Annotated in this window: 34 protein-coding genes; 2 read left to right on the forward strand and 32 right to left on the reverse strand. The window is 59.2% G+C overall.

Features of this window, described 5'->3' with window-relative positions; all coding sequences use genetic code 11:
• Nucleotides 1–120 precede the first annotated feature (120 nt).
• Entirely contained in the window at nt 121–759 is a 639-nt protein-coding gene (locus HFC70_RS09960) for a hypothetical protein (RefSeq protein WP_168473084.1), read from the forward strand.
• 114 nt (nt 760–873) lie between these two features.
• Here the strand turns inward: HFC70_RS09960 and rplQ are convergent, their stop codons facing one another.
• From rplQ to rpsL, 31 genes are all read right to left on the reverse strand, one after another.
• A complete protein-coding gene (rplQ, locus tag HFC70_RS09965; protein ID WP_168473085.1) occupies nt 874–1299 on the reverse strand; it encodes a 50S ribosomal protein L17 in 426 nt (141 codons plus the stop codon).
• 126 nt (nt 1300–1425) lie between these two features.
• Entirely contained in the window at nt 1426–2436 is a 1011-nt protein-coding gene (locus HFC70_RS09970; RefSeq protein WP_168473086.1) for a DNA-directed RNA polymerase subunit alpha, read from the reverse strand.
• A gap of 103 nt (nt 2437–2539) precedes the next feature.
• Nucleotides 2540–2929 (reverse strand): 30S ribosomal protein S11, encoded by a 390-nt coding sequence (gene rpsK / locus HFC70_RS09975; protein ID WP_168473087.1) that lies wholly within the window; start codon nt 2927–2929, stop codon nt 2540–2542.
• 136 nt (nt 2930–3065) lie between these two features.
• Nucleotides 3066–3434, reverse strand: coding sequence for a 30S ribosomal protein S13 (gene rpsM, locus HFC70_RS09980; RefSeq protein WP_168473088.1), 369 nt, complete (start codon nt 3432–3434; stop codon nt 3066–3068).
• Nucleotides 3435–3661: 227 nt separating this feature from the next.
• Entirely contained in the window at nt 3662–4312 is a 651-nt protein-coding gene (locus tag HFC70_RS09985) for an adenylate kinase (protein WP_168473089.1), read from the reverse strand.
• Complete coding sequence (gene secY, locus HFC70_RS09990; RefSeq protein WP_168473090.1) at nt 4309–5649, reverse strand: preprotein translocase subunit SecY; 1341 nt, start codon at nt 5647–5649, stop codon at nt 4309–4311. The genes HFC70_RS09985 and secY overlap by 4 nt, the downstream gene beginning before the upstream one ends.
• Nucleotides 5650–5890: 241 nt before the next feature.
• Complete coding sequence (gene rplO, locus HFC70_RS09995; protein ID WP_168473091.1) at nt 5891–6370, reverse strand: 50S ribosomal protein L15; 480 nt, start codon at nt 6368–6370, stop codon at nt 5891–5893.
• 16 nt (nt 6371–6386) lie between these two features.
• On the reverse strand, nt 6387–6596 hold the full coding sequence (rpmD, locus tag HFC70_RS10000; RefSeq protein WP_168473092.1) for a 50S ribosomal protein L30: 210 nt from the start codon (nt 6594–6596) through the stop codon (nt 6387–6389).
• 14 nt (nt 6597–6610) lie between these two features.
• Complete coding sequence (rpsE, locus tag HFC70_RS10005; protein WP_168473093.1) at nt 6611–7180, reverse strand: 30S ribosomal protein S5; 570 nt, start codon at nt 7178–7180, stop codon at nt 6611–6613.
• A gap of 146 nt (nt 7181–7326) precedes the next feature.
• Nucleotides 7327–7689 (reverse strand): 50S ribosomal protein L18, encoded by a 363-nt coding sequence (rplR, locus tag HFC70_RS10010; RefSeq protein WP_168473094.1) that lies wholly within the window; start codon nt 7687–7689, stop codon nt 7327–7329.
• 12 nt (nt 7690–7701) lie between these two features.
• Nucleotides 7702–8235: a 50S ribosomal protein L6 gene (gene rplF, locus HFC70_RS10015; protein WP_168473095.1), complete on the reverse strand. Its 534-nt coding sequence runs from the start codon at nt 8233–8235 to the stop codon at nt 7702–7704.
• Between the two features lie 42 nt (nt 8236–8277).
• The gene (gene rpsH / locus HFC70_RS10020) at nt 8278–8676 is read right to left on the reverse strand and encodes a 30S ribosomal protein S8 (protein WP_168473096.1); all 399 of its coding nucleotides are present in this window, start codon (nt 8674–8676) and stop codon (nt 8278–8280) included.
• Between the two features lie 12 nt (nt 8677–8688).
• Nucleotides 8689–8994 (reverse strand): 30S ribosomal protein S14, encoded by a 306-nt coding sequence (gene rpsN / locus HFC70_RS10025; protein ID WP_168473097.1) that lies wholly within the window; start codon nt 8992–8994, stop codon nt 8689–8691.
• Between the two features lie 33 nt (nt 8995–9027).
• Nucleotides 9028–9585, reverse strand: a complete 558-nt coding sequence (rplE, locus tag HFC70_RS10030) for a 50S ribosomal protein L5 (RefSeq protein ID WP_168473098.1) — start codon at nt 9583–9585, stop codon at nt 9028–9030.
• On the reverse strand, nt 9578–9886 hold the full coding sequence (gene rplX / locus HFC70_RS10035) for a 50S ribosomal protein L24 (protein ID WP_168473099.1): 309 nt from the start codon (nt 9884–9886) through the stop codon (nt 9578–9580). Before rplX ends, rplE begins: the two co-directional genes overlap by 8 nt.
• A gap of 13 nt (nt 9887–9899) precedes the next feature.
• Entirely contained in the window at nt 9900–10268 is a 369-nt protein-coding gene (rplN, locus tag HFC70_RS10040) for a 50S ribosomal protein L14 (protein ID WP_018328276.1), read from the reverse strand.
• Between the two features lie 231 nt (nt 10269–10499).
• Nucleotides 10500–10736: a 30S ribosomal protein S17 gene (gene rpsQ, locus HFC70_RS10045; RefSeq protein ID WP_168473100.1), complete on the reverse strand. Its 237-nt coding sequence runs from the start codon at nt 10734–10736 to the stop codon at nt 10500–10502.
• Nucleotides 10737–10750: 14 nt separating this feature from the next.
• Nucleotides 10751–10951, reverse strand: a complete 201-nt coding sequence (gene rpmC / locus HFC70_RS10050) for a 50S ribosomal protein L29 (RefSeq protein WP_168473101.1) — start codon at nt 10949–10951, stop codon at nt 10751–10753.
• 12 nt (nt 10952–10963) lie between these two features.
• Entirely contained in the window at nt 10964–11377 is a 414-nt protein-coding gene (gene rplP, locus HFC70_RS10055) for a 50S ribosomal protein L16 (protein WP_168473102.1), read from the reverse strand.
• Nucleotides 11378–11413: 36 nt separating this feature from the next.
• Nucleotides 11414–12127 carry a 30S ribosomal protein S3 gene (gene rpsC / locus HFC70_RS10060; RefSeq protein ID WP_168473103.1) on the reverse strand — a complete coding sequence of 238 codons (714 nt, stop codon included), beginning with the start codon at nt 12125–12127 and terminating at the stop codon, nt 11414–11416.
• Nucleotides 12127–12516, reverse strand: coding sequence for a 50S ribosomal protein L22 (gene rplV, locus HFC70_RS10065; protein ID WP_168473104.1), 390 nt, complete (start codon nt 12514–12516; stop codon nt 12127–12129). The genes rpsC and rplV overlap by 1 nt, the downstream gene beginning before the upstream one ends.
• Nucleotides 12517–12518: 2 nt before the next feature.
• Nucleotides 12519–12797 (reverse strand): 30S ribosomal protein S19, encoded by a 279-nt coding sequence (gene rpsS, locus HFC70_RS10070; RefSeq protein WP_054158102.1) that lies wholly within the window; start codon nt 12795–12797, stop codon nt 12519–12521.
• 15 nt (nt 12798–12812) lie between these two features.
• Nucleotides 12813–13649, reverse strand: a complete 837-nt coding sequence (gene rplB / locus HFC70_RS10075) for a 50S ribosomal protein L2 (RefSeq protein ID WP_168473105.1) — start codon at nt 13647–13649, stop codon at nt 12813–12815.
• 42 nt (nt 13650–13691) lie between these two features.
• Nucleotides 13692–13985, reverse strand: coding sequence for a 50S ribosomal protein L23 (locus HFC70_RS10080; RefSeq protein ID WP_168473106.1), 294 nt, complete (start codon nt 13983–13985; stop codon nt 13692–13694).
• Entirely contained in the window at nt 13982–14602 is a 621-nt protein-coding gene (gene rplD, locus HFC70_RS10085; RefSeq protein ID WP_168473107.1) for a 50S ribosomal protein L4, read from the reverse strand. The genes HFC70_RS10080 and rplD overlap by 4 nt, the downstream gene beginning before the upstream one ends.
• Before the next feature lie 13 nt (nt 14603–14615).
• Nucleotides 14616–15257 carry a 50S ribosomal protein L3 gene (gene rplC, locus HFC70_RS10090; protein ID WP_168473108.1) on the reverse strand — a complete coding sequence of 214 codons (642 nt, stop codon included), beginning with the start codon at nt 15255–15257 and terminating at the stop codon, nt 14616–14618.
• A gap of 173 nt (nt 15258–15430) precedes the next feature.
• Nucleotides 15431–15739, reverse strand: a complete 309-nt coding sequence (rpsJ, locus tag HFC70_RS10095; protein ID WP_006728688.1) for a 30S ribosomal protein S10 — start codon at nt 15737–15739, stop codon at nt 15431–15433.
• 259 nt (nt 15740–15998) lie between these two features.
• Nucleotides 15999–17174: an elongation factor Tu gene (tuf, locus tag HFC70_RS10100; RefSeq protein ID WP_168473109.1), complete on the reverse strand. Its 1176-nt coding sequence runs from the start codon at nt 17172–17174 to the stop codon at nt 15999–16001.
• Nucleotides 17175–17243: 69 nt separating this feature from the next.
• Nucleotides 17244–19343: an elongation factor G gene (gene fusA / locus HFC70_RS10105; protein WP_168473110.1), complete on the reverse strand. Its 2100-nt coding sequence runs from the start codon at nt 19341–19343 to the stop codon at nt 17244–17246.
• A 31-nt stretch (nt 19344–19374) separates the two neighbouring features.
• Entirely contained in the window at nt 19375–19845 is a 471-nt protein-coding gene (gene rpsG / locus HFC70_RS10110) for a 30S ribosomal protein S7 (RefSeq protein WP_168473111.1), read from the reverse strand.
• An 81-nt stretch (nt 19846–19926) separates the two neighbouring features.
• Complete coding sequence (gene rpsL, locus HFC70_RS10115) at nt 19927–20298, reverse strand: 30S ribosomal protein S12 (protein WP_003507760.1); 372 nt, start codon at nt 20296–20298, stop codon at nt 19927–19929.
• Between the two features lie 514 nt (nt 20299–20812).
• On the opposite strand from rpsL, the gene HFC70_RS10120 reads away from it, so the two are divergent.
• Entirely contained in the window at nt 20813–21106 is a 294-nt protein-coding gene (locus HFC70_RS10120; RefSeq protein WP_168473112.1) for a transcriptional regulator, read from the forward strand.
• Between the two features lie 90 nt (nt 21107–21196).
• Here HFC70_RS10120 and HFC70_RS10125 read toward each other — a convergent pair whose 3' ends face one another.
• A complete protein-coding gene (locus HFC70_RS10125; protein ID WP_168473113.1) occupies nt 21197–22252 on the reverse strand; it encodes a cytochrome-c peroxidase in 1056 nt (351 codons plus the stop codon).
• Between the last annotated feature and the right edge of the window lie 111 nt (nt 22253–22363).

Raw genomic sequence — 22363 nt, forward strand, 5'->3', positions numbered from 1 at the left:
CGCGTGTGCCAATCAAAGTCAGCACGACCGCGACCGAGGACATACACGGGCGGCCTGTTCGTGCAATAGTCTCCGTATCCGCCGCCGAACGTCCGGCGGCGCGCCCCTGCGGAGATACGGATGAAGGCGCCTGTTGCAGTTTTCACTTTTACCATGGCCTGCCTATTGGCCGCACCGCTGGCCTCGTCGCAAGACGGGATGACGATGACGACGCCCGTGTTCGGCCAGATCGTTTCCTATCACCTGCCGTCGGGCTTCCAGCCGAGCTTTGAGGATACAAACGGCGCAGCCTATCTCCAGGAGGCGGTGCCGGCTGGCGAAAGCGTCGAGGACTGGTCGCAGATGATCACCATGACGGGCTTCAAGGATGCCGAAGGGCAAACGACGCTGGACGAGGCCGCGCAGATTCTGGCCGGCCACTACCAGCAGGCCTGCAGGGAAACCTTTACCGGGACGTCCTTTGGACCGACAGAGATCAATGGTCTGTCGGGGCTGGTGGTGTTTCTGGGTTGCGGCACGGTCGCGCCAGCCAAGGCAGGGGAAGAGGCACATAGCGAGACAGCGGTTATCGTCTTCGTCAAATCGCCGTTCGGCTATATCACCGTGCAATGGGCCGAACGTTTGGCGCCCCAGCACACACCGCCGGTCTATGACATAGAGACCTGGAAGCCGCGCCTCGCCCAGCTTTTGCCGATCCGGCTGTGCGACGTGGTCGAAGGCGAACAGCCGCCCTATCCCAGCTGCACCTCCCGGCAATAATAAACCGACAAGCCGGTAACGCCTCCGCCGAGGCCATCACGCCGAATTGCCAAACGCCAAAAAGCCGGATGATCGCTCATCCGGCTTTTTGCATTTCCCTTCAAAGGGAAAATCTTATGCGGCTTCGGCGAGTTCCGCTTCAGCGGCAGCGCGGGCCTTGTCGGCGGCGCCCTTGGCGTCGACGTCGCGCTCAACGAACTCGACAACGGCCATGGCGGCATTGTCGCCCTGACGGAAGCCGGCCTTCATGATGCGCAGGTAGCCGCCGTTGCGGGTGGCGTAACGCGTGGCGATCGTGTCGAACAACTTGGCAACCACAGCAACGTCGCGGATCTGCGAGATTGCCTGGCGACGGGCGTGCAGGTCGCCCTTCTTGCCGAGGGTAACGAGCTTTTCGACGATCGGGCGAATTTCCTTCGCCTTCGGCAGGGTCGTGACGATCTGCTCATGCAGGATGAGCGAAGCAGCCATGTTGGCAAACATTGCCTTGCGATGGCTGGCAGTTCTATTCAGCTTGCGGCCGGCTTTCTGGTGGCGCATTGCTATTCTCCTTGTACGCAGGCTCCCTCTATCCGAGGCCCTGCCGTTTCCTGGCACATACAGGCACCGGTTCGCGGGCCTGCTGTTTGACGGGGAAAGGCAGGTTTAAGGCTGCCTTTGCTGTTCTTAGTACTGGTCTTCGTAGCGCTTGGCGAGATCTTCGATGTTCTCGGGCGGCCATGCGGGCACTTCCATGCCGAGATGCAGGCCCATGGAAGCGAGAACTTCCTTGATTTCGTTCAGCGACTTGCGACCAAAGTTCGGAGTGCGAAGCATTTCGGCTTCGGTCTTCTGAATGAGATCGCCGATGTAAACAATGTTGTCGTTCTTCAGGCAGTTGGCAGAGCGAACCGAAAGTTCGAGTTCGTCGACCTTCTTGAGGAGGGCCGGGTTGAACGCGAGTTCGGTAACGGCTTCCTCTTCGACTTCCTTCTGCGGCTCGTCGAAATTGACGAAAACGCCGAGTTGATCCTGAAGAATACGGGCGGCGAAAGCAACGGCGTCTTCGCCGGTGATCGAACCGTCCGTCTCGATCTGCATCGTCAGCTTGTCGTAGTCGAGAACCTGGCCTTCACGGGTGTTTTCCACCTTGTAGGACACTTTCTTGACCGGCGAGTACAGGCTGTCGACCGGGATGAGGCCGATCGGTGCATCTTCGGCACGGTTGCGTTCGGCCGGGACATAGCCCTTGCCGTTGGCGACCGTGAATTCCATGCGGATCTCGGCGCCCTCGTCGAGGGTGCAGATCACATGGTTCGGGTTGAGGATTTCGATATCGCCAACCGTCTGGATGTCACCGGCGGTGACAACGCCCGGGCCCTGCTTACGCACGACCATGCGCTTCGGATCATCGCCGTCCATCTTGATGGCGATTTCCTTGATATTGAGCACGATGTCGGTCACGTCTTCCCGGACGCCCGGGATCGACGAGAACTCATGCAGCACACCGTCGATCTGAACGGCGGTGACAGCACCGCCGCGCAGCGACGACAAGAGAACGCGGCGCAGCGCGTTGCCGAGCGTCAGGCCGAAGCCGCGTTCCAGCGGTTCGGCGACGAGCGACACCTTGGTGCGGCCGGTGGAGGAGAACTCCACCTTGTTCGGCTTGATCAGTTCCTGCCAATTCTTCTGAATCATGTTTTTACCTTCCGTTCGTTGCCACCATCCAATCGTGACAACCGAGCTTTAGAAGCACCGAGAGGAGCGCCGCGGCGCTCATCGGTGGATGAAATGACGAGGATCAAACGCGACGCTTCTTGCGCGGACGGCAACCATTGTGCGGGATCGGGGTCACGTCGCGGATCGAGGTGATCATGAAACCGGCAGCCTGGAGGGCGCGCAGGGCAGATTCACGACCCGAACCCGGACCGCAGACTTCCACTTCCAGCGACTTCATGCCGTGTTCCTGGGCCTTCTTGGCGCAGTCTTCAGCAGCAATCTGGGCGGCGAACGGGGTCGACTTACGCGAACCCTTGAAGCCCTTGGCGCCAGCCGACGACCAGGCAATGGTGTTGCCCTGTGCGTCGGTGATGGTGATCATCGTGTTGTTGAATGTCGAATTGACGTGGGCAACGCCCGACGAAATATTCTTGCGTTCGCGACGGCGAATGCGGGTGGCTTCCTTGGCCATGATATCCCTTTCGTTGATCTCTGCACCGCCGTAATACCAGCGGCTCCACCGGTCGGGGCCATTGCCGGCCCCAAACCAAACTCAAAGGAGGCCGGCGCCAAGGCGCCAGCCTCCCACCCGGTCTATAGCCGGGAAATTACTTCTTCTTACCAGCGATCGCCTTTGCCGGACCCTTGCGGGTGCGGGCATTGGTGTGCGTGCGCTGACCGCGAACCGGCAGGCTGCGGCGATGGCGCAGGCCACGATAGCAGCCGAGGTCCATCAGACGCTTGATGTTCATCGAGGTCTCGCGACGCAGGTCACCTTCGACCTGGTAGTCGCGGTCGATGGTTTCGCGGATTGCCAAAACTTCAGCATCTGTGAGCTGATGAACTCGACGTTCAGCCGGAATACCGACCTTCTCGACGATCTCCTGTGCGAATTTCGTGCCGATCCCGTGAATATAGGTCAGCGCGATAACTACGCGCTTTGCCGTCGGGATGTTGACGCCAGCGATACGTGCCACGCCTATTCTCCTTGGTTCCAGTTGCCATCCGGCAAGTGGTGTCTCGTTACACGGCCCCAACGGAGCCGCAATTACAATTCAGGTTCGCAACAAGTCAAAACGATCGAACCCGGTCTTCCCTTGAGGAAGAACGCGCCGACCGCTTTTCACTTGCGAGTTGGCGCGCTGTTTAACGGAATCAGTGGCCAAAAGCAACTGCTCCCGTAAAGAAATTAATCCCGGTGCGCCTAGAGCGCGCCGAGAATCGCTTCGATTTCCGCCGTAACGTCATCGATCTCGGCCATGCCGTCCACGGAATGCAGTTTTCCCTTGGCATAGTAGTAACCGAGAAGCGGCGCCGTCTCCTTGTAATAGGCAGACATGCGCGTACGCACGGTCTCGGCATTGTCATCCGGACGCCGCTTGAAGTGAGTCGATCCGCACTTGTCGCAGACCCCCTCCACCTTCGGCTTCAGATTGGTGTCGTGATAGCCTGCGCCGCAATTGGCGCAGGTGTAGCGCCCGGCAACCCGGTCCGCCAGCACCACGTCGTCAACCTTGATCTCGATGACGGCCGACAGGTCGAGACCCTTGGCCGTCAGCATCGATTCGGTGGCATCCGCTTGTACCAGGGTGCGTGGAAAGCCGTCGAGGATGAAGCCTTTGGCACAGTCCGGCGCATCGATGCGCTCCGAGACGATGGCAATGACGATATCGTCCGACACCAGTTTTCCGGCGTCCATGACAGCCTTGGCACGCTTGCCGACTTCGGTCCCGGCCTGAACGGCCGCGCGCAACATGTCCCCCGTCGAGAGCTGCGGAATACCGTGCTTCTCGACGATCCGCTGAGCCTGGGTTCCCTTCCCAGCGCCCGGCGGTCCCAAAAGGATAAGTCTCATCGTCCCCTCTTTCCTCCACGCAATTTCGATTTCCTGATCAGCCCCTCATACTGCTGAGCAATGAGGTGTCCTTGAACCTGTGCTACAGTATCGAGGGTCACGCTGACAACAATCAAAAGCGATGTACCACCAAGGGCTAATGGCACGCCGGTCTGGGACACCAGAATTTCGGGAAGAATGCAGACGATTACCAGATAAAGAGCGCCGATCACGGTGATCCGCGTCAGCACGTAGTCGATGTATTCGGCCGTACGCTCGCCCGGACGAATACCGGGGATGAAGCCGCCGTGCTTCTTCAGGTTATCGGCGGTGTCCTTCGGGTTGAAGACCAGCGCCGTGTAGAAGAAGGCGAAGAAGGCGATCAGGGCCGCGTAGAGCACCATGTAGAGCGGCTGGCCATGGCCAAGCGCTGCGATGATGCTAGTGGCCCAGGCCGGCAGAGTGGACGTGCCGGTGAAGCCGGCGGCGGTGGCCGGCAGCAGCAGCAGCGAAGACGCAAAGATCGCCGGGATGACGCCTGAGGTGTTGAGCTTCAGCGGCAGGTGCGAGGTATCGCCCTGGAACATGCGGTTGCCCACCTGGCGCTTGGGATACTGGATCAGCAGCCGGCGCTGGGCGCGTTCGACGAAGACGATCAGCGCGATGACGGCAATCGCCACGACGAGAACCGTCAGGATGATCGCGGTCGACAATGCACCGGTGCGGCCGAGTTCAAGAGTGCCGGCCAGGGCGGTCGGCAGACCGGCGGCGATGCCGGCGAAAATGATCAGCGAAATGCCGTTGCCGATGCCGCGCGAGGTGATCTGTTCGCCGAGCCACATCAGGAACATCGTGCCGCCCAGCAGGGTGACGACGGCGGAAATGCGGAAGAACCAGCCCGGATCGGCCACCAGCCCCTGCCCGCTTTCAAGACCGACGGCGATGCCATAGGCCTGCAGCGTGCCGAGCAGAACAGTGCCGTAGCGGGTGTACTGGTTGATGATCTTGCGGCCCTGCTCGCCCTCTTTCTTGAGGTTCTCGAGCGCCGGCACGACGGAGGTCATCAGCTGCACGATGATCGACGCGGAAATATAGGGCATGATGCCCAGGGCGAAGATCGCCATGCGCTCGACGGCACCGCCGGAAAACATGTTGAACAGGCCGAGGATACCACCGGACTGGCCCTGGAAGGCCGCCGCATAGGCTTCCGGGTTGAGGCCGGGCAGCGGGATATGCGTGCCGAGCCGATAAACAAGAAGGGCGGCAAGAGTAAACCACAGCCGCTTCTTCAAATCTTCCGCTTTGGAAAACGTTGAAAAATTCAGGTTTGAGGCCAGTTGTTCCGCTGCAGAAGCCATGCAATTCTCCGCGTAACCAAGTCCGGAGGCGCATCTCTGTCACCAGTTCCGGAGGTCAAATTCCAATTATTCGCAGAAAACCGGGCGCGTCGAGATTGCGGCGCAATCGCATGCCTCACCCTTTAGTTTTCCAAAAATCTCCCGGAAGACGAAACGGCGTCATTCCGTCCATGGGTCGTGAGGCACACATATGGGAGAAAAATCGCCCGGTGTGAAGCACCCCGGGCGATAATAGTCTAGATTATTCCGCGGTCTCGGCGGCTGCAGACAGGAGCTTGATGGAGCCCCCTGCCTTCTCGATCTTTTCGACCGCAGCCTTGGAAGCGCCAGCAACCTCGAAGGTCACCTTTGCCGTCAGTTCGCCGTCGGACATGATACGAACGCCGTCCTTGAGGCGACGGATAACACCGGCAGCCTTGAGCGCTGCAGCATCGATCGTTGCCTTCGGATCGAGCTTCTTGGCATCGATCGCGGTCTGGATGCGGCCGACAGAGACGACCACAAAATCAGAGGCGAAGATGTTGTTGAAGCCGCGCTTCGGCAGGCGACGGTAGATGGGCATCTGACCGCCTTCGAAGCCCTTGATGGCGACGCCGGAACGGGCCTTCTGACCCTTGACGCCCCGACCACCGGTCTTGCCCTTGCCGGAACCGATACCGCGACCTACGCGGATACGGTCCTTGGTTGCGCCTTCGTTGTCTTTGATTTCATTCAGTTTCATGATGACTTCCCCCGTCTCACTTCTCGTCGACGACGCGAACGAGATGCTGGACAGCACGGATCATGCCACGAACGGAAGGCGTATCTTCCAGGGTGCGGACCCGGTGCATCTTGTTGAGGCCCAGGCCGACCAGCGTTGCGCGCTGAACTGCCGGGCGGCGAATTGGCGAACCGATCTGTTCGATCGTGACCGTCTTGTTTTCAGTCTTCTTCGTAGCCTTGGCCATGGATCAGACTCCTCTTATTCTTCAGACGCGTTGCCGGAAGCGGCACGGCGGGACTGAAGGGTCGCATATTTCAGGCCACGCTGAGCAGCGACGTCCTTCGGATGAACCTGGTGCTTCAAGGCGTCGAACGTGGCGCGAACCATGTTGTACGGGTTCGAAGAACCGGTCGACTTGGCGACGACGTCGTGCATGCCGAGCGTTTCGAAAACAGCGCGCATCGGGCCACCGGCGATGATACCGGTACCAGCCTTTGCAGAGCGCAGAAGCACCTTGCCGGCGCCGTGACGGCCGTTGACGTCATGGTGCAGCGTACGACCATCGCGCAGCGGCACGAAGATCAGTTCGCGCTTGGCAGCTTCCGTTGCCTTGCGGATGGCTTCCGGCACTTCGCGTGCCTTGCCATGGCCGAAGCCAACACGGCCCTTCTGGTCGCCGACGACGACGAGGGCTGCGAAGCCGAAACGACGGCCGCCCTTGACTACTTTTGCGACGCGGTTGATCGCGACAAGCTTGTCGACGAATTCGCTATCGCGTTCTTCACGGCCCTGGCGATCATCGCGCGAGCCACGCTTATCTTGTGCCATTGTCCTTTTCCTTTTTCTTTTCCGGGTGCAATCGGCAGATCACAACAATAAATTCCGCCCCGCCCTCTCCAGGGGGGAAGCGAAACTGGGACACCGGTCAAACCGGTAAGCCGCCCGGATCTTTAAGAGACCCGGGCGGAATTTCATTAGAAGTTCAGACCGCCTTCGCGGGCAGCTTCTGCCAGGGCCTTGATGCGGCCATGATAGATGAAGGCGCCGCGGTCAAAGACCACATCCTTCACGCCGGCCTTGCCAGCCCGTTCGGCAACCAGCTTGCCGACGACGGCTGCTGCTGCCGTATCGGCACCGGTCTTCAGCGAAGAACGCAGATCTGCTTCCAGAGTGGACGCGGCTGCCAGCGTACGGCCGGCGACATCGTCGATGATCTGGGCGTAGATATTCTTCGACGAGCGATGAACCGACAGACGCGGACGGCCATTGGCCACCGCCTTGAGTTGACGCCGAACGCGGTTCGCACGACGTACAAGTGCTTCTTTCCTGCTTGCCATTTCGCGCGATCCTTACTTCTTCTTGCCTTCTTTGCGGACGATCCGCTCTTCGGCATACTTGACGCCCTTGCCCTTGTAGGGCTCGGGGCCGCGATATTCGCGGATCTCCGCAGCGACCTGACCGACCTGCTGCTTGTTGATCCCGGAGATCACGATCTCCGTCGGCTTCGGCACGGCAATGGTGATGCCGACCGGAGGCTCATAGACGACGTCGTGGCTGAAGCCGAGCGCCAGCTGCAGGTTCTTGCCCTGCAGAGACGCACGATAACCAACGCCGTTGATTTCGAGCTTGCGCTCGAAGCCGTCCTTGACGCCCTTGAAGATGTTCTCGATCATGGTGCGGGACATGCCCCACTTGGACCGAGCATCCTTGCTTTCGTTGGCCGGCTTGACGACAACAGCGTTGTCCTCAAGCGCAACCGAGATTTCGTCATTCGCGACGAAGAAGAGTTCACCCTTCGGGCCCTTGGCAGTCACTTTTTGGCCATCAATCGTGGCCGTGATCCCTGCAGGCACCTGAACGGGCTTTTTACCGATACGAGACATTTTTTCAAACCTGTCTGTTTCGCTAGGCGTATCTACACTGTCTTAGAAGACCGAGCAGAGAACCTCGCCACCAACATTCTGTTCACGAGCCTGGTGATCAGCCATCACGCCTTTCGGAGTCGAAAGGATGGTGATGCCGAGACCGTTCGCGACCTGCGGAATGGACTTAACCGAGACATAGACCCGGCGGCCCGGCTTGGACACGCGGCCGATCTCACGGATCACCGATGCGCCTTCGTAGTATTTCAACTCAATGCTGAGTTCGGACTTGCCGTTGTCATAATCAACCTGAGAATAACCACGGATGTAACCTTCGGCCTGCAGAACGTCGAGAACGCGGGCACGGAGTTTGGAAGCCGGGCTGGTCACAGTCGCCTTGCGGCGGGAAGCACCATTCCGGATACGGGTGAGCATATCGCCCAACGGATCAGTCATCGTCATTTGCCCGTCTCCTTACCAGCTCGACTTGACAATGCCCGGCACCTTGCCGGAATTGCCCAGCTCGCGAAGCGCGATACGCGACATCTTGAGCTTGCGGTAGAATGCGCGCGGGCGGCCCGTCACTTCGCAACGGTTGCGAATACGTGTCTTGGAGCCATCGCGCGGCAATTCTGCCAGCTTGAGGGTTGCCTTGAACCGCTCTTCGATCGAGAGAGACTGGTTCATGATGGTTGCCTTCAGAACAGCCCGCTTTGCGGAGTGCTGAGCAACGGTCTTGCGGCGGCGCTTGTTCTTTTCAACTGCGCTGGTCTTCGCCATATGGAAGTTCCCTTTCTACGCTCGTCGTTACGGTTATGTACGGAACGGGAAGTTGAACTCTTTCAGAAGAGCCCGTGCTTCGTCGTCCGTCGGCGCCGTCGTGCAAACGATGATATCCATGCCCCACATCTGATCAACCTTGTCGTAGTTGATCTCAGGGAACACAATGTGTTCCTTGATGCCCATGGCGAAGTTGCCACGGCCGTCAAAGCTTTTCGGGTTCAGGCCCCGGAAGTCGCGAACGCGCGGAAGCGCGATGTTGACCAGACGATCCAGGAATTCATACATGCGGGTACCACGAAGAGTAACCTTCGCGCCGATCGGCATGAATTCGCGAACCTTGAAGCCTGCAATCGAGTTGCGGGCCTTGGTGATGACCGGCTTCTGGCCGGCGATGGCGGCCAAGTCGGCAGCAGCAACGGTCGGCTTCTTCGAGTCAGCGGTCGCTTCGCCAACACCCATGTTGATAACGATCTTATCAACGCGGGGGATCTGCATCACGTTTGCGTAGGAAAACTGCTCCTGCATCGCGGCGCGAATGCGGTTCACATATTCCGTCTTCAGACGCGGCTCATACTTTGCCTCAGCCATCGATCACTTCTCCCGAACGCTTGGCAACCCGGACCTTCTTGCCGTCGACAACGGAGAAACCTACGCGAGTAGGCTTGCCGTCCTTGTCGATCAGGGCAACGTTGGACAGGTGCACTGCGGCTTCCTTGTTGATGATGCCGGCTTCCTGCGTCTGCGTCTGGCGCTGATGGCGCTTGACGACATTCACACCGCGCACAATAGCGCGATCTTCCTTCGGCATTACCTGAATGACTTCGCCGGAACGACCCTTGTCCTTACCGGTAAGCATGACGACTGTGTCGCCTTTGCGGATCTTTTGCATCTCTCGTGGCTCCTTACAGTACTTCTGGAGCCAGCGAGATGATCTTCATGTGGTTCTTGGCGCGAAGTTCGCGCGGAACCGGTCCGAAGATACGGGTGCCGATCGGCTCTTTCTTGTTGTCGATAAGAACGGCTGCGTTATTATCGAAACGGATGACGCTGCCATCGGGGCGGCGGATGTCCTTGGCGGTGCGAACAACAACCGCCTTCATCACGTCACCCTTCTTCACGCGGCCGCGCGGGATGGCTTCCTTGATCGAAACGACAATAATGTCGCCGACAGAAGCGTACTTGCGCTTGGAGCCGCCCAGCACCTTGATGCACATGACACGACGTGCGCCGGAATTATCCGCGACGTCGAGGTTTGTCTGCATCTGAATCATGTCAGGTCGCCTTCTTGTTTTACCGGAACGGTTGGGCGCAGAGGCCCCCTATACCGGCTTATGGACAAAAATTTCGTTTTGCGTGGGGTCGGTGCCAAGGTGGTTTCCCAAATGGGACCTTCCTCACGCTCAAAGCAAAAGAACGCCCGTTACCGGAGCGTTCCTGCGCTACTGCGCTGCTTCATACAGATTTTTAGGAAAGGCGCAAGGGCCCCGCCCATTTCTCTGCAATTAAGCCTGGGCGGAAACCACCGTCCAGGTCTTATCCTTGGAGATCGGCGCGCATTCTTCGATGAATACGGTGTCGCCGGTCTTGTATTGGTTGGTCTCGTCGTGAGCCTTGTACTTCTTGGAACGACGAACGGTCTTCTGAAGCAGCGGGTGAGCGAATCGACGCTCTACGCGAACGACAACAGTCTTGTCGTTCTTGTCGCTGACAACGACGCCCTGCAGAATGCGTTTAGGCATATTATTCTGGTCCTTTAGGCCTTGGCTTCTGCCGCCTTCTGGCGGGCAATGGTTTTCACGCGGGCGATATCCTTGCGGACTTCGTTGACGCGCGAGGACTTTTCAAGCTGGCCGGTCGCCTTCTGGAAGCGCAGGTTGAACTGCTCCTTCTTCAGATCGGCAAGCTTGTCCTTGAGCTGGTCGGCGCTAAGGCCGCGAACTTCTTCGGCTTTCATGTGCCTTGCTCCTTACTCTGCAATGCGCTGTACGAAGCGCGTCTTGACCGAGAGCTTGGCCTGGCCGAGACGAAGCGCCTCGCGGGCGATCTCCTCGCTGACACCGTCGATCTCGAACATCATGCGGCCGGGCTTGACCTTGCAAGCCCAGTATTCGACCGAGCCCTTACCCTTACCCATACGAACTTCGGTAGGCTTGGCGGTGACCGGAACGTCCGGGAATACCCGGATCCAGACACGGCCGGCGCGCTTCATGTAACGCGTGATCGCGCGGCGGGCCGCTTCGATCTCGCGTGCATTGACGCGGTTCGGCTCAAGAGACTTCAGGCCGAACTCGCCGAAAGCCAGGTCAAAACCGCCCTTGGCTACGCCCTTGATACGGCCCTTGAACTGCTTGCGGTATTTTGTGCGCTTTGGCTGCAACATTTTCTATTCTCCAAACTTTCTGCCACGCGGCGCCAATTACGCGTTTTCGCGGCGGCGGTTGTTGGTGCTGCTGCCCTGGGCGTCGCCTTCGAGCGCACGACGTTCCGAAGCCGTCGGATCGTGCTCAAGGATTTCGCCCTTGAAGATCCAGACCTTGATGCCGCAGATACCGTAGGCGGTGGTGGCTTCCGCTACACCGTAATCGATATCGGCACGCAGCGTGTGAAGCGGCACGCGACCTTCGCGATACCATTCCGTACGAGCGATTTCAGCACCACCGAGACGACCGGCGCAGGTGATCTTGATGCCTTCGGCGCCAAGACGCATGGCCGACTGAACGGCACGCTTCATGGCACGACGGAACGCGATACGGCGCTCGAGCTGCTGGGCGATCGACTGGGCAACCAGAGTTGCGTCGACTTCCGGCTTGCGCACTTCAACGATGTTGAGATGCGTTTCGGAATTGGTCATCTCGCCGAGCTTCTTGCGAAGCTTCTCGATGTCCGCACCCTTCTTGCCGATGATCAGGCCCGGACGAGCCGAGTGGATCGTGACGCGGCACTTCTTGTGCGGACGCTCGATGACCACCTTGGCGATGCCGGCCTGCTTCAGCTCTTCCATCAGATACGCGCGGATCTTCAGATCCTCGTGCAGCAGCTGGCCGTATTCGGCATTGTCGGCGAACCAGCGGCTATCCCAGGTCCGGTTGATGCCGAGACGGAAACCGATTGGATTGATCTTCTGACCCATTATGCGGCCTCCACTTTGGCTTCGACTTCGCGCACGACGATGGTCAGATGCGAGAACGGCTTTTCGATGCGCGATGCACGACCACGGCCACGAGCGTGGAAACGCTTCATGGTGATGGACTTGCCGACATACGCTTCCGCTACGATCAGCTGGTCAACGTCGAGATCATGGTTGTTCTCGGCATTGGCAATCGCCGATTCCAGCGTCTTCTTGACGGTGCCGGCGATACGCTTGCGCGAGAATTCCAGATCAGCGAGAGCGCGCTCGACCTTCTTGCCGCGGATCAGAGCCGCGACTAGGTTCAGCTTCTGGGGGCTGACGCGGATCGTGCGCGCAATTGCCTGCGCCTCGTTGTCCTTCAGCCGGCGTTCGGCTTTTGCCTTGCCCATGATTACTTCCTCTTCGCTTTCTTGTCCGCACCGTGACCGTAATAGGTCCGGGTGGGAGCGAATTCACCGAACTTGTGTCCGACCATGTCTTCGTTGACATTGACCGGGATGTGCTTGCTGCCGTTGTAGACACCGAAGGTGAGACCGACGAACTGCGGCAGGATGGTGGAGCGACGGCTCCACATCTTGATCACTTCGCTACGACCGCCTTCACGAACCTTCTCAGCCTTCTTGAGAAGATAGCCGTCAACAAACGGGCCTTTCCATACTGAACGAGCCATTCCTGACTACCTCTCTTACTTCTTCGTCTTGTGGCGCGAACGCATGATGAACTTGTCGGTCGACTTGTTCGAACGCGTACGCTTGCCCTTGGTCGGCTTGCCCCACGGGGTTACCGGATGGCGGCCACCAGAGGTGCGGCCTTCGCCGCCGCCGTGCGGATGGTCAACCGGGTTCATGACAACGCCGCGAACGTGCGGGCGCTTGCCGCGCCACACCGAACGACCGGCCTTGCCGTCGTTGATGTTGCCGTGGTCCGGGTTCGACACGGCGCCGATGGTAGCAAGGCAGGAGCCGTGCACCAGACGCTGCTCGCCCGAGTTCAGGCGAAGGATCGCCATGCCCTGGTCACGACCGACGAGCTGCACATAGGTGCCTGCGGAGCGGGCCATCTGGCCGCCCTTGCCCGGCTTCATCTCGACGTTGTGCACGATCGAACCAACCGGGATGTACTGCAGCGGCATGGTGTTGCCGGGCTTTACGTCGACGGCCTTTTCCGAAGCGATGACCTTGTCGCCGGCAGCAAGACGCTGCGGAGCGATGATATAGGCCTGTTCGCCATCGGCATAGTTGATCAGCGCGATGAACGCGGTGCGGTTCGGGTCGTATTCCAGACGCTCGACGGTGCCTTCGACGTCGAACTTGCGACGCTTGAAGTCAACCAGACGGTAGGTCCGCTTGTGACCGCCGCCCTGATAGCGAACGGTGATACGGCCGGTGTTGTTACGACCGCCCTTGGAGGACAGGCCTTCCGTCAGAGACTTGACCGGCTTGCCCTTATGGAGGCCGGACCGGTCGACGATGACCAGCTGACGCTGGCTAGGGGTGGTCGGATTGAAACTTTTCAATGCCATTATCTTGTTCCCTTTTGGGTTTCTACCCTACTGGGCCTATCCTTAGACACCGGTGGACACATCGATGGACTGACCGTCGGCGAGCGTAACGATCGCCTTCTTCACGTCCTTCTGCTTTCCGGTGAACCCGCGGAAACGCTTGACCTTGCCCTTGCGCAGCAGTGTGTTCACGGCCGTGACCTTGACACCGAAGAGCGCTTCGACGGCAGCCTTGATTTCAGGCTTCGAAGCAGTCTTGGCGACGTTGAAGACGACCTGGTTCTGTTCGGATGCCAGGGTCGACTTTTCCGTGATCGACGGAGATACGATCACGTCGTAGTGGCGAAGATCAGTCATTTGAACCGCTCCTCCAGAGCTTCAACCGCTGCCTTGGAAAGCACGAGCTTGCCGCGGCGCAGGATGTCATAAACGTTGATGCCCTGGACCGGCAGAACATCGATATTCGGGATGTTTGCGGCTGCGAGCTTGAAATTGCTGTCGAGTTCAACGCCGCCGATGAGCAGAGCGTTGGTCAGGCCGAGCGAAGCAAAGCTTCCGATCAGTGCCTTGGTCTTGGGATCCGTCGAAACGAGCTGATCGATGATGATCAGGTCTTCGGACTTCAGCTTGGCCGAGAGTGCATGACGCAGGGCCAGAGCACGGACCTTCTTCGGCAGGTCATGGGCGTGGCTGCGAACAACCGGGCCATGGGCCTTGCCGCCGCCGCGAAACTGCGGAGCGCGTGCCGAATGGTGACGAGCACGACCGGTGCCCTTCTGCTTGTACATCTTGGCGCCGGTGCGGGAGACTTCCGCACGGGTCTTGGTCTTGTGCGTGCCCTGACGCTTGTTGGCAAGCTGCCAGCGGATCATGCGGGCGATAATGTCTTCGCGGGGGTCGAGGCCGAAAATGGCATCCGACAGGGAAACCGTGCCGGCATCTTTACCCTCGAGGGTTTTGACGTTGAGTTCCATATGCTTGGCTCCCTTACTTCGATGCCGACTTGACGGCGTCGCGCACGATGATCCAGGAACCCTTGGAACCGGGCACTGCGCCCTTAACAAGGATCAGACCGCGATCTTCATCGGTCGAAACGACTTCCAAATTCTGGGTGGTGACGCGGGTCTGGCCCATGTGGCCGGCCATGCGCTTGCCCTTCCAGACGCGACCCGGATCCTGGTTGGAACCGGTAGAACCGTGCGAACGGTGCGAAACCGACACACCGTGGGTTGCCCGAAGACCGCCGAAATTATGGCGCTTCATGGCACCGGCAAAACCCTTACCGATGGTCGTGCCGGTTACGTCGACCAGCTGGCCGGCCGCAAAATGGCTCGCCATCAGCTGGGCGCCGACGTCGATCATGTTGTCTTCCGATACGCGGAATTCAACGAGCTTTGCCTTGGGCTCGACGCTTGCAGCGGCGAAATGGCCGCGCATGCCCTTGGTCGTGTTCTTGACCTTGGCTACGCCGGCACCAAGCTGAACGGCCGTATAGCCGTGCTTGTCGACTGTGCGCTGGGCTACCACCTGGCAGCTTTCCATGCGCAAAACCGTTACTGGAATGTGCTCGCCGGCGTCGTTGTAGACCCGGGTCATTCCCACTTTCTGTGCAATCACACCTGAACGCATTGGTTCATTCCTCTTGAGAGTCGAGTCGGGGCCTTGCGGCCCTCCCCTTGCCTCTTTGTTTAAGGATTCCACTCAGGCCCTTCCGGACCATCGGGTTTCCCGTTTCGAGAAGTCGTTGGCAGGTCTTGCCACGTACCTTCCTTGTTATTTCGGCTCTCGCCGGAATTCCATTTTTAGAGCTTGATCTCGACGTCTACGCCGGCAGCCAGGTCGAGCTTCATCAGCGCGTCAACCGTCTGGGGGGTCGGGTCTACGATATCAAGCAGGCGCTTATGCGTGCGCATCTCGAACTGTTCGCGGCTCTTCTTGTCGACGTGCGGCGAACGGTTAACGGTGAACTTTTCGATGCGGGTCGGGAGCGGTACCGGGCCGCGAACGCTTGCACCGGTGCGCTTAGCGGTCGAAACAATCTCCCGCGTGGAGGCATCGAGAACCCGGTGATCAAACGCCTTGAGGCGGATGCGGATATTCTGGCCGTTCATTCGACTTGTCCTTGTTTGTTTTCTTGCGTCCCGCATACGCAGAGACAGTGAATTACCAATACTGGCCGGCCCCCGATTTTCAAAAATCACAGGGACACCGCGGGGTGCCCCTGTCACTTGTAAAGTAGAAGGAGACCTGCCATCCGCGACCTTCTAAGGTCGCATCAAAAGCAGTGCCGAAGCCGGACCGTGCAAATCACACGATCCGAGCGTCATCGTGGCCGGCGACATACAACGCCGCCGGCATTTCGTCAATCGATTACTCGATGATGGAAGCAACGATACCGGCGCCGACGGTGCGGCCGCCTTCGCGGATGGCGAAGCGCAGCTTTTCTTCCATGGCGATCGGCACGATCAGTTCGACCTGAACCGTGACGTTGTCGCCCGGCATGACCATTTCCGTGCCTTCAGGAAGCGACACGATGCCGGTCACGTCGGTGGTGCGGAAGTAGAACTGCGGACGGTAGTTGGTGAAGAACGGCGTATGACGGCCGCCTTCTTCCTTCGTCAGGATGTAGGCTTCGGCCATGAACTTCTTGTGCGGCTTGACCGAACCCGGCTTGCACAGGATCTGGCCACGCTCGACGCCGTCACGCTGCACGCCGCGGATCAGAGCGCCGATGTTGTCGCCGGCCTGGCCCTGGTCGAGCAGCTTGCGGAACATTTCAACGCCGGTCACCGTCGTCTTCGAGGTCGGGCGGATGCCGACGATCTCGACTTCTTCGCCGACCTTGACGATGCCACGCTCGACGCGGCCGGTCACGACCGTACCACGGCCCGAGATCGAGAACACGTCTTCGATCGGCAGCAGGAACGGCAGGTTGATCGGACGCTCAGGCGTCGGGATGTAGGCGTCGACGGCGGCCATCAGCTCGCGGATCGCGTCTTCGCCGATCTTCTTGTCGCTATCTTCAAGAGCGGCCAGAGCCGAGCCCTTGATGATCGGGATATCGTCGCCGGGGAAGTCGTAGGACGACAGAAGTTCGCGCACTTCCAGCTCGACAAGCTCGAGAAGCTCGGCGTCGTCAACCTGGTCGACCTTGTTCAGGAACACGACGATCGCCGGAACGCCAACCTGACGGGCGAGCAGGATGTGCTCGCGGGTCTGCGGCATCGGGCCGTCGGCAGCCGAGCACACCAGGATCGCGCCGTCCATCTGGGCAGCGCCGGTGATCATGTTCTTGACGTAGTCGGCGTGGCCGGGGCAGTCGACGTGGGCGTAGTGGCGGGCAGCCGTCTCATACTCGACGTGGGCCGTCGAGATGGTGATGCCACGGGCCTTTTCTTCCGGAGCAGCGTCGATCTGGTCATAGGCCTTGTATTCACCAAAATACTTGGTGATCGCTGCCGTCAGCGACGTCTTGCCATGGTCAACGTGGCCGATCGTGCCAATGTTAACGTGCGGCTTGTTGCGCTCAAACTTACTCTTTGCCATTTTCGGCTCTCCGTTTCTTTTCCCCCAAAAGGGGGTATTCCTTGTTTCTTACAAAAGCCCGGGGGCCGATTACTTCTGGCCGGAGTACTTGGCCTGGATTTCCTGTGCGACGTTCGAAGGGACCGGCGCATAATGGTCGAAGGTCATCGAGTACTGGGCACGACCCTGGCTCATCGAGCGAAGGTTGTCGACGTACTTGAACATGTTGGCCAGCGGCACGTTTGCGTTGATGACAACGGCAATACCGCGGGCTTCCTGGCCCTGGATCTGACCACGACGGGAGTTCAGATCGCCGATCACGTCACCGACGTAATCCTCAGGCGTAACGACTTCCACCTTCATCATCGGCTCGAGAAGCTGTGCACCAGCCTTCTTGGCCGCTTCACGGAAGCAGGCACGCGAGGCGATTTCGAAGGCGAGAACCGAGGAGTCGACGTCATGGTAGGCGCCGTCGATCAGGGTTGCCTTGACGCCGAGCATCGGGAAGCCGGCCAGCGGACCCGAAGACAGAACGCTTTCGATGCCCTTCTGAACGCCGGGGATGTATTCCTTGGGAACGGAACCGCCAACGATCTTGGACTCGAACTTGAAGTCTTCGCCATCCGGGTTCGGTTCGAACACGATCTTGACGCGTGCGAACTGACCGGTACCACCCGACTGCTTCTTGTGGGTGTAGTCTTCTTCGTGGGTGCGCGTGATGGTTTCGCGGTAGGCAACCTGCGGCGCGCCGACGGTGGCTTCAACCTTGAACTCACGACGCATGCGGTCGACGAGAATGTCGAGATGCAGTTCGCCCATGCCGGCGATGATCGTCTGGCCGGATTCCTCGTCGGTCTTGACGCGGAAAGACGGATCTTCAGCTGCCAGGCGGTTGAGCGCGAGGCCCATCTTTTCCTGGTCGCCCTTGGTCTTCGGCTCGATGGCGATCTGGATGACCGGCTCGGGGAATTCCATGCGTTCCAGGATAACCTGCTTCAGCGGATCGCAGAGCGTGTCGCCGGTGGTGGTTTCCTTGAGGCCTGCGAGAGCCACGATGTCGCCGGCGAAGGCTTCTTCGATGTCTTCACGGGAGTTGGAATGCATCTGCAGCATGCGGCCGACGCGTTCGCGCTTTTCCTTGACCGTGTTCATGACCGACGTGCCCTTTTCGAGCTTGCCGGAATAGATGCGGGCGAAGGTAAGCGAACCGACAAAGGGGTCGTTCATGATCTTGAAGGCGAGCATGGAGAGCGGCTCTTCATCGGACGCATGGCGTTCGATTTCAGCTTCCGTCTTGACGTCGATGCCCTTGATGGCCGGAATGTCGGCCGGCGACGGCAGGTAATCGCAAACGGCGTCGAGCAGCGGCTGAACGCCCTTGTTCTTGAAGGCCGTGCCGCAGAACATCGGGTGGAACTTCACGTCGATGGTACCGCGACGGACCAGCGCACGGATCTGCTCATTGTCCGGCATGATGCCGTTCAGGTAGTTTTCCATGGCGGTTTCATCGATGTCGACAACCGTCTCGATCAGCAGCTCACGATATTCCTGAGCCTTTTCCTTCATGTCTTCCGGAATTTCGACGACGTCCCACTGGGCGCCGAGCGATTCGTCGCGCCAGACCAGAGCGTTCATCTCGATCAGGTCGATGACGCCCTTGAACTCGGTCTCAGCGCCGATCGGCAGCTGCATGACGACCGGGATCGCACCGAGGCGCGACTTGATCATCGAGACCGAGCGGTAGAAGTCGGCACCGGTCTTGTCCATCTTGTTGCAGAAGATCATGCGCGGAACATGATACTTCTCAGCCTGGCGCCAGACGGTTTCCGTCTGCGGCTCAACACCGGCATTGGCGTCGAGCAGAGCGATCGCACCGTCGAGCACGCGCAGCGAACGTTCGACTTCGATGGTGAAGTCGACGTGGCCGGGGGTGTCGATGATGTTGAAACGGCGCATCTTGCCGTCGCGACCCTTCCAGTAGGTCGTGGTCGCAGCAGACGTGATGGTGATGCCGCGTTCCTGCTCCTGCTCCATCCAGTCCATGGTGGCGGCGCCATCGTGAACTTCGCCGATCTTGTGCGACTTGCCGGTGTAATAAAGGATACGCTCGGTGGTCGTCGTCTTGCCGGCGTCGATATGCGCCATGATGCCGAAGTTGCGGTAGTCTTCGATTTTATATTCGCGAGCCATTGTGGACTGCCTTTCGAAATCTGTTCGTCGATTACCAGCGATAATGCGAGAATGCGCGGTTAGCGTCGGCCATCTTGTGCGTGTCTTCGCGCTTCTTGACAGCAGAACCGCGGTTGTTTGCGGCGTCCATGAGTTCGCCCGAGAGGCGATCGACCATGGTGGTCTCGTTGCGCTTGCGAGCAGCAGTGATCAACCAACGGATGGCCAGGGCCTGGCGGCGCTCGGGACGAACGTCAACCGGAACCTGGTAGGTCGCACCACCAACGCGGCGCGAACGAACTTCAACATGCGGCGCGATGTTTTCGAGCGCCTGATGGAAGATCGTGATCGGCTCCTGCTTGGTCTTAGCCTGAACGCTGTCGAACGCACCGTAAACGATGGTTTCAGCGACGGACTTCTTACCGTGCAGCATGATAGCATTCATGAACTTGGTGACGACGAGATCGCCGAACTTCGGGTCCGGATTGATCTCACGCTTTTCTGCTTTATGGCGACGGGACATACTTCTTGTCTCTCAACTTGTGTGTAAGCGCCTTAACACGCGGAGAACCTCGCGCAGCGCTGGAAAAAATACGAATGCCGATTACTTCGGACGCTTCGCACCATACTTCGAACGGCGCTGCTTGCGGTTCTTGACGCCCTGCGTATCGAGAACACCACGGATGATGTGATAACGAACGCCCGGCAAGTCCTTTACGCGGCCGCCGCGGATCATGACGACCGAGTGTTCCTGAAGGTTGTGACCTTCACCCGGAATGTAGCCGATCACTTCGAAGCCATTGGTCAGGCGGATCTTGGCAACCTTACGAAGCGCCGAGTTCGGCTTCTTCGGGGTCGTCGTGTAAACACGAGTGCAAACACCACGCTTCTGCGGATTTTCCTGCAGAGCGGGAACCTTGTTACGCTTTACCTGCGCCTGACGCGGCTTGCGGATCAGCTGATTTACGGTAGGCATATAACCATCCCTTGCAAATTCTTGTCTCTCAAGCCCTTCCGGACCCATACTTTGCCGTCACCGGCGGTGGTCGCACAATTTTCGTCATACGCAAAATGCGGCCCGACCCGTTATTCACGGATGGGCCACAAAAAAGCAGAGGACGCACAGTCGGTGCGTCATGCGTGCAGCATTGTCGTCTTCACGTGCGATTAGAACCTTGTTTGAGACGAACTCCAGAACGCGTCGTTCCGAATGGACAGGCCTCACATGGGATCTGATGAGGGGCGTGTTACTGTTTTCCCCCGGTTCCGTCAAGTCTCTATCGAAAATTATTGGCCTGCACGCCCTGCCCGGCAGGCCCTTTGGCCTTGCGGCACGAGTTTGTTACACAATATAGCGATCGTCTCCTGAAATGCATTGGGCTTTTCAGAGATTTGCCGCTAAGAATTGCCGAACGGCGTTCCGATGCCTCCCCCGACAACGGCGATTCCTACGATTCGAATCGAGATCACAGCGAAAAAGGACGAGTCGCATGATCAGCACTCCGGACAATGACAATAATCTCGACGGCCCGATGGTGTTCATCATCATTGCCAAGGCCTACGAGCGGGATGGCGACGATGGTGTCGACCTGCATATCATGTTGGCCGCCCCGGACGACGATTCGGCCGTGCGTGAAGCGCTCAATGCGCTTGCCGAGGAAGGTTTTCTCGAGGCCGATCTCGACCAGATCGGCCTTGTCAGCGAAATCCCCGAGGAAGAGCCGCATGCCTCGGCCTATCAGGGCGCCTTGCAGGGTGAAGTGGCCATCATCCGGTTTAATTGAGGTCGCAGGCCCTGTCCGGGCAGACACCAGATGATCAAGGGGCCGTCCGTTGCCGGACGGCCCCTTTTTTTGACATCGATGCAATCCGGATCAGTTCTTCTTGATCTCACCGCTCGGCCGCGGCGTCGCATCGGTTTCGGCCGGCAGGACCGGATAGGTCACTTCCGGGATCTTGCCGGTCAGCGAATCGAGGAAGGCGACGATCTGGTCAACCTCCTGCTCGTTCAACTCTTCGCCAAGCTGCGCCGTGCCCATGATGCCGACGGCCTGTTTCAGGTTCCACACCTTGCCGGAATGGAAATAGGGTGCCGTCAGTGCAATATTGCGCAAGGGGGCGGCCCGGAAGACATAGCTGTCATCCGCCGTGTTGGTCACGGCAAAGCGTCCCTTGTCGTTTTCCGGCAGGACATCGGCGCCGGGCTTCTCGATCAGGCCAAATGGGAAGTACCCCTCCCCTCCGACATTGATGCCGGCATGGCACGATGAGCAGCCCTTGTCGATGAACAGCGCCAGCCCCTGCTTCTGCATGTCCGATAGCGCGTCATCCGAGCCGTTCAGATAGGCATCGAATGGGGCCGGCGTGACGAGCGTTGCCTCGAAGGCTTCGATGGCCATCGCCATATGGTCGAAGCTGACAGGATCGGCGTCACCGGGGAATGCCGCCTTGAACCATTCGACATATTGCGGCATCGATTTCAGGGTCACCACGACCTGGTCGGGCGTGTTGGCCATTTCGACACCGGCCTGGACAGGGCCTTTGGCCTGCGCCTTCAGGTCTTCGGCGCGACCATCCCAGAACTGGGCGACGTTGAAGACCGCGTTCAAGGCGGTCGGCGAATTGCGCGGGCCTTTCTGCCAGCCGTGGCCGATCGAGGTCTCGAGATTATCGTCACCGCCCGTTGCCAGGTTGTGACAGGAATTGCAGGAGAAGACCCCCGAGGCGGAAATGCGCGGGTCGAAGAACAGCGCCTTGCCGAGCAGGATCTTCTCAGGCGTGATCGGATTGTTGGCGACCGACGGGGTCGTCGACGGCAAAGGCTTGAATATTTCGAGCGCCGTGGCGCGCAAATCCGCGGGAACCGGATCGGCGGCAAACGCGACTGTTGCCAGCAGAACTGCGGCAACCGTTGAAACCAGTTTTTTCATGAGAACCTCCGTTCGTTGTGAACGGAGCCAGTTTAGAATTCATAAAAACTGGAGTGTTGCGCTGGATCAAGGCGAATCCGGGCGTGACGCCACCTCAACGCGAAAAACGCC

Origin of the sequence: Agrobacterium sp. a22-2 (assembly GCF_012276985.1) — a bacterium.
In the GTDB taxonomy this organism is placed as follows: domain Bacteria; phylum Pseudomonadota; class Alphaproteobacteria; order Rhizobiales; family Rhizobiaceae; genus Allorhizobium.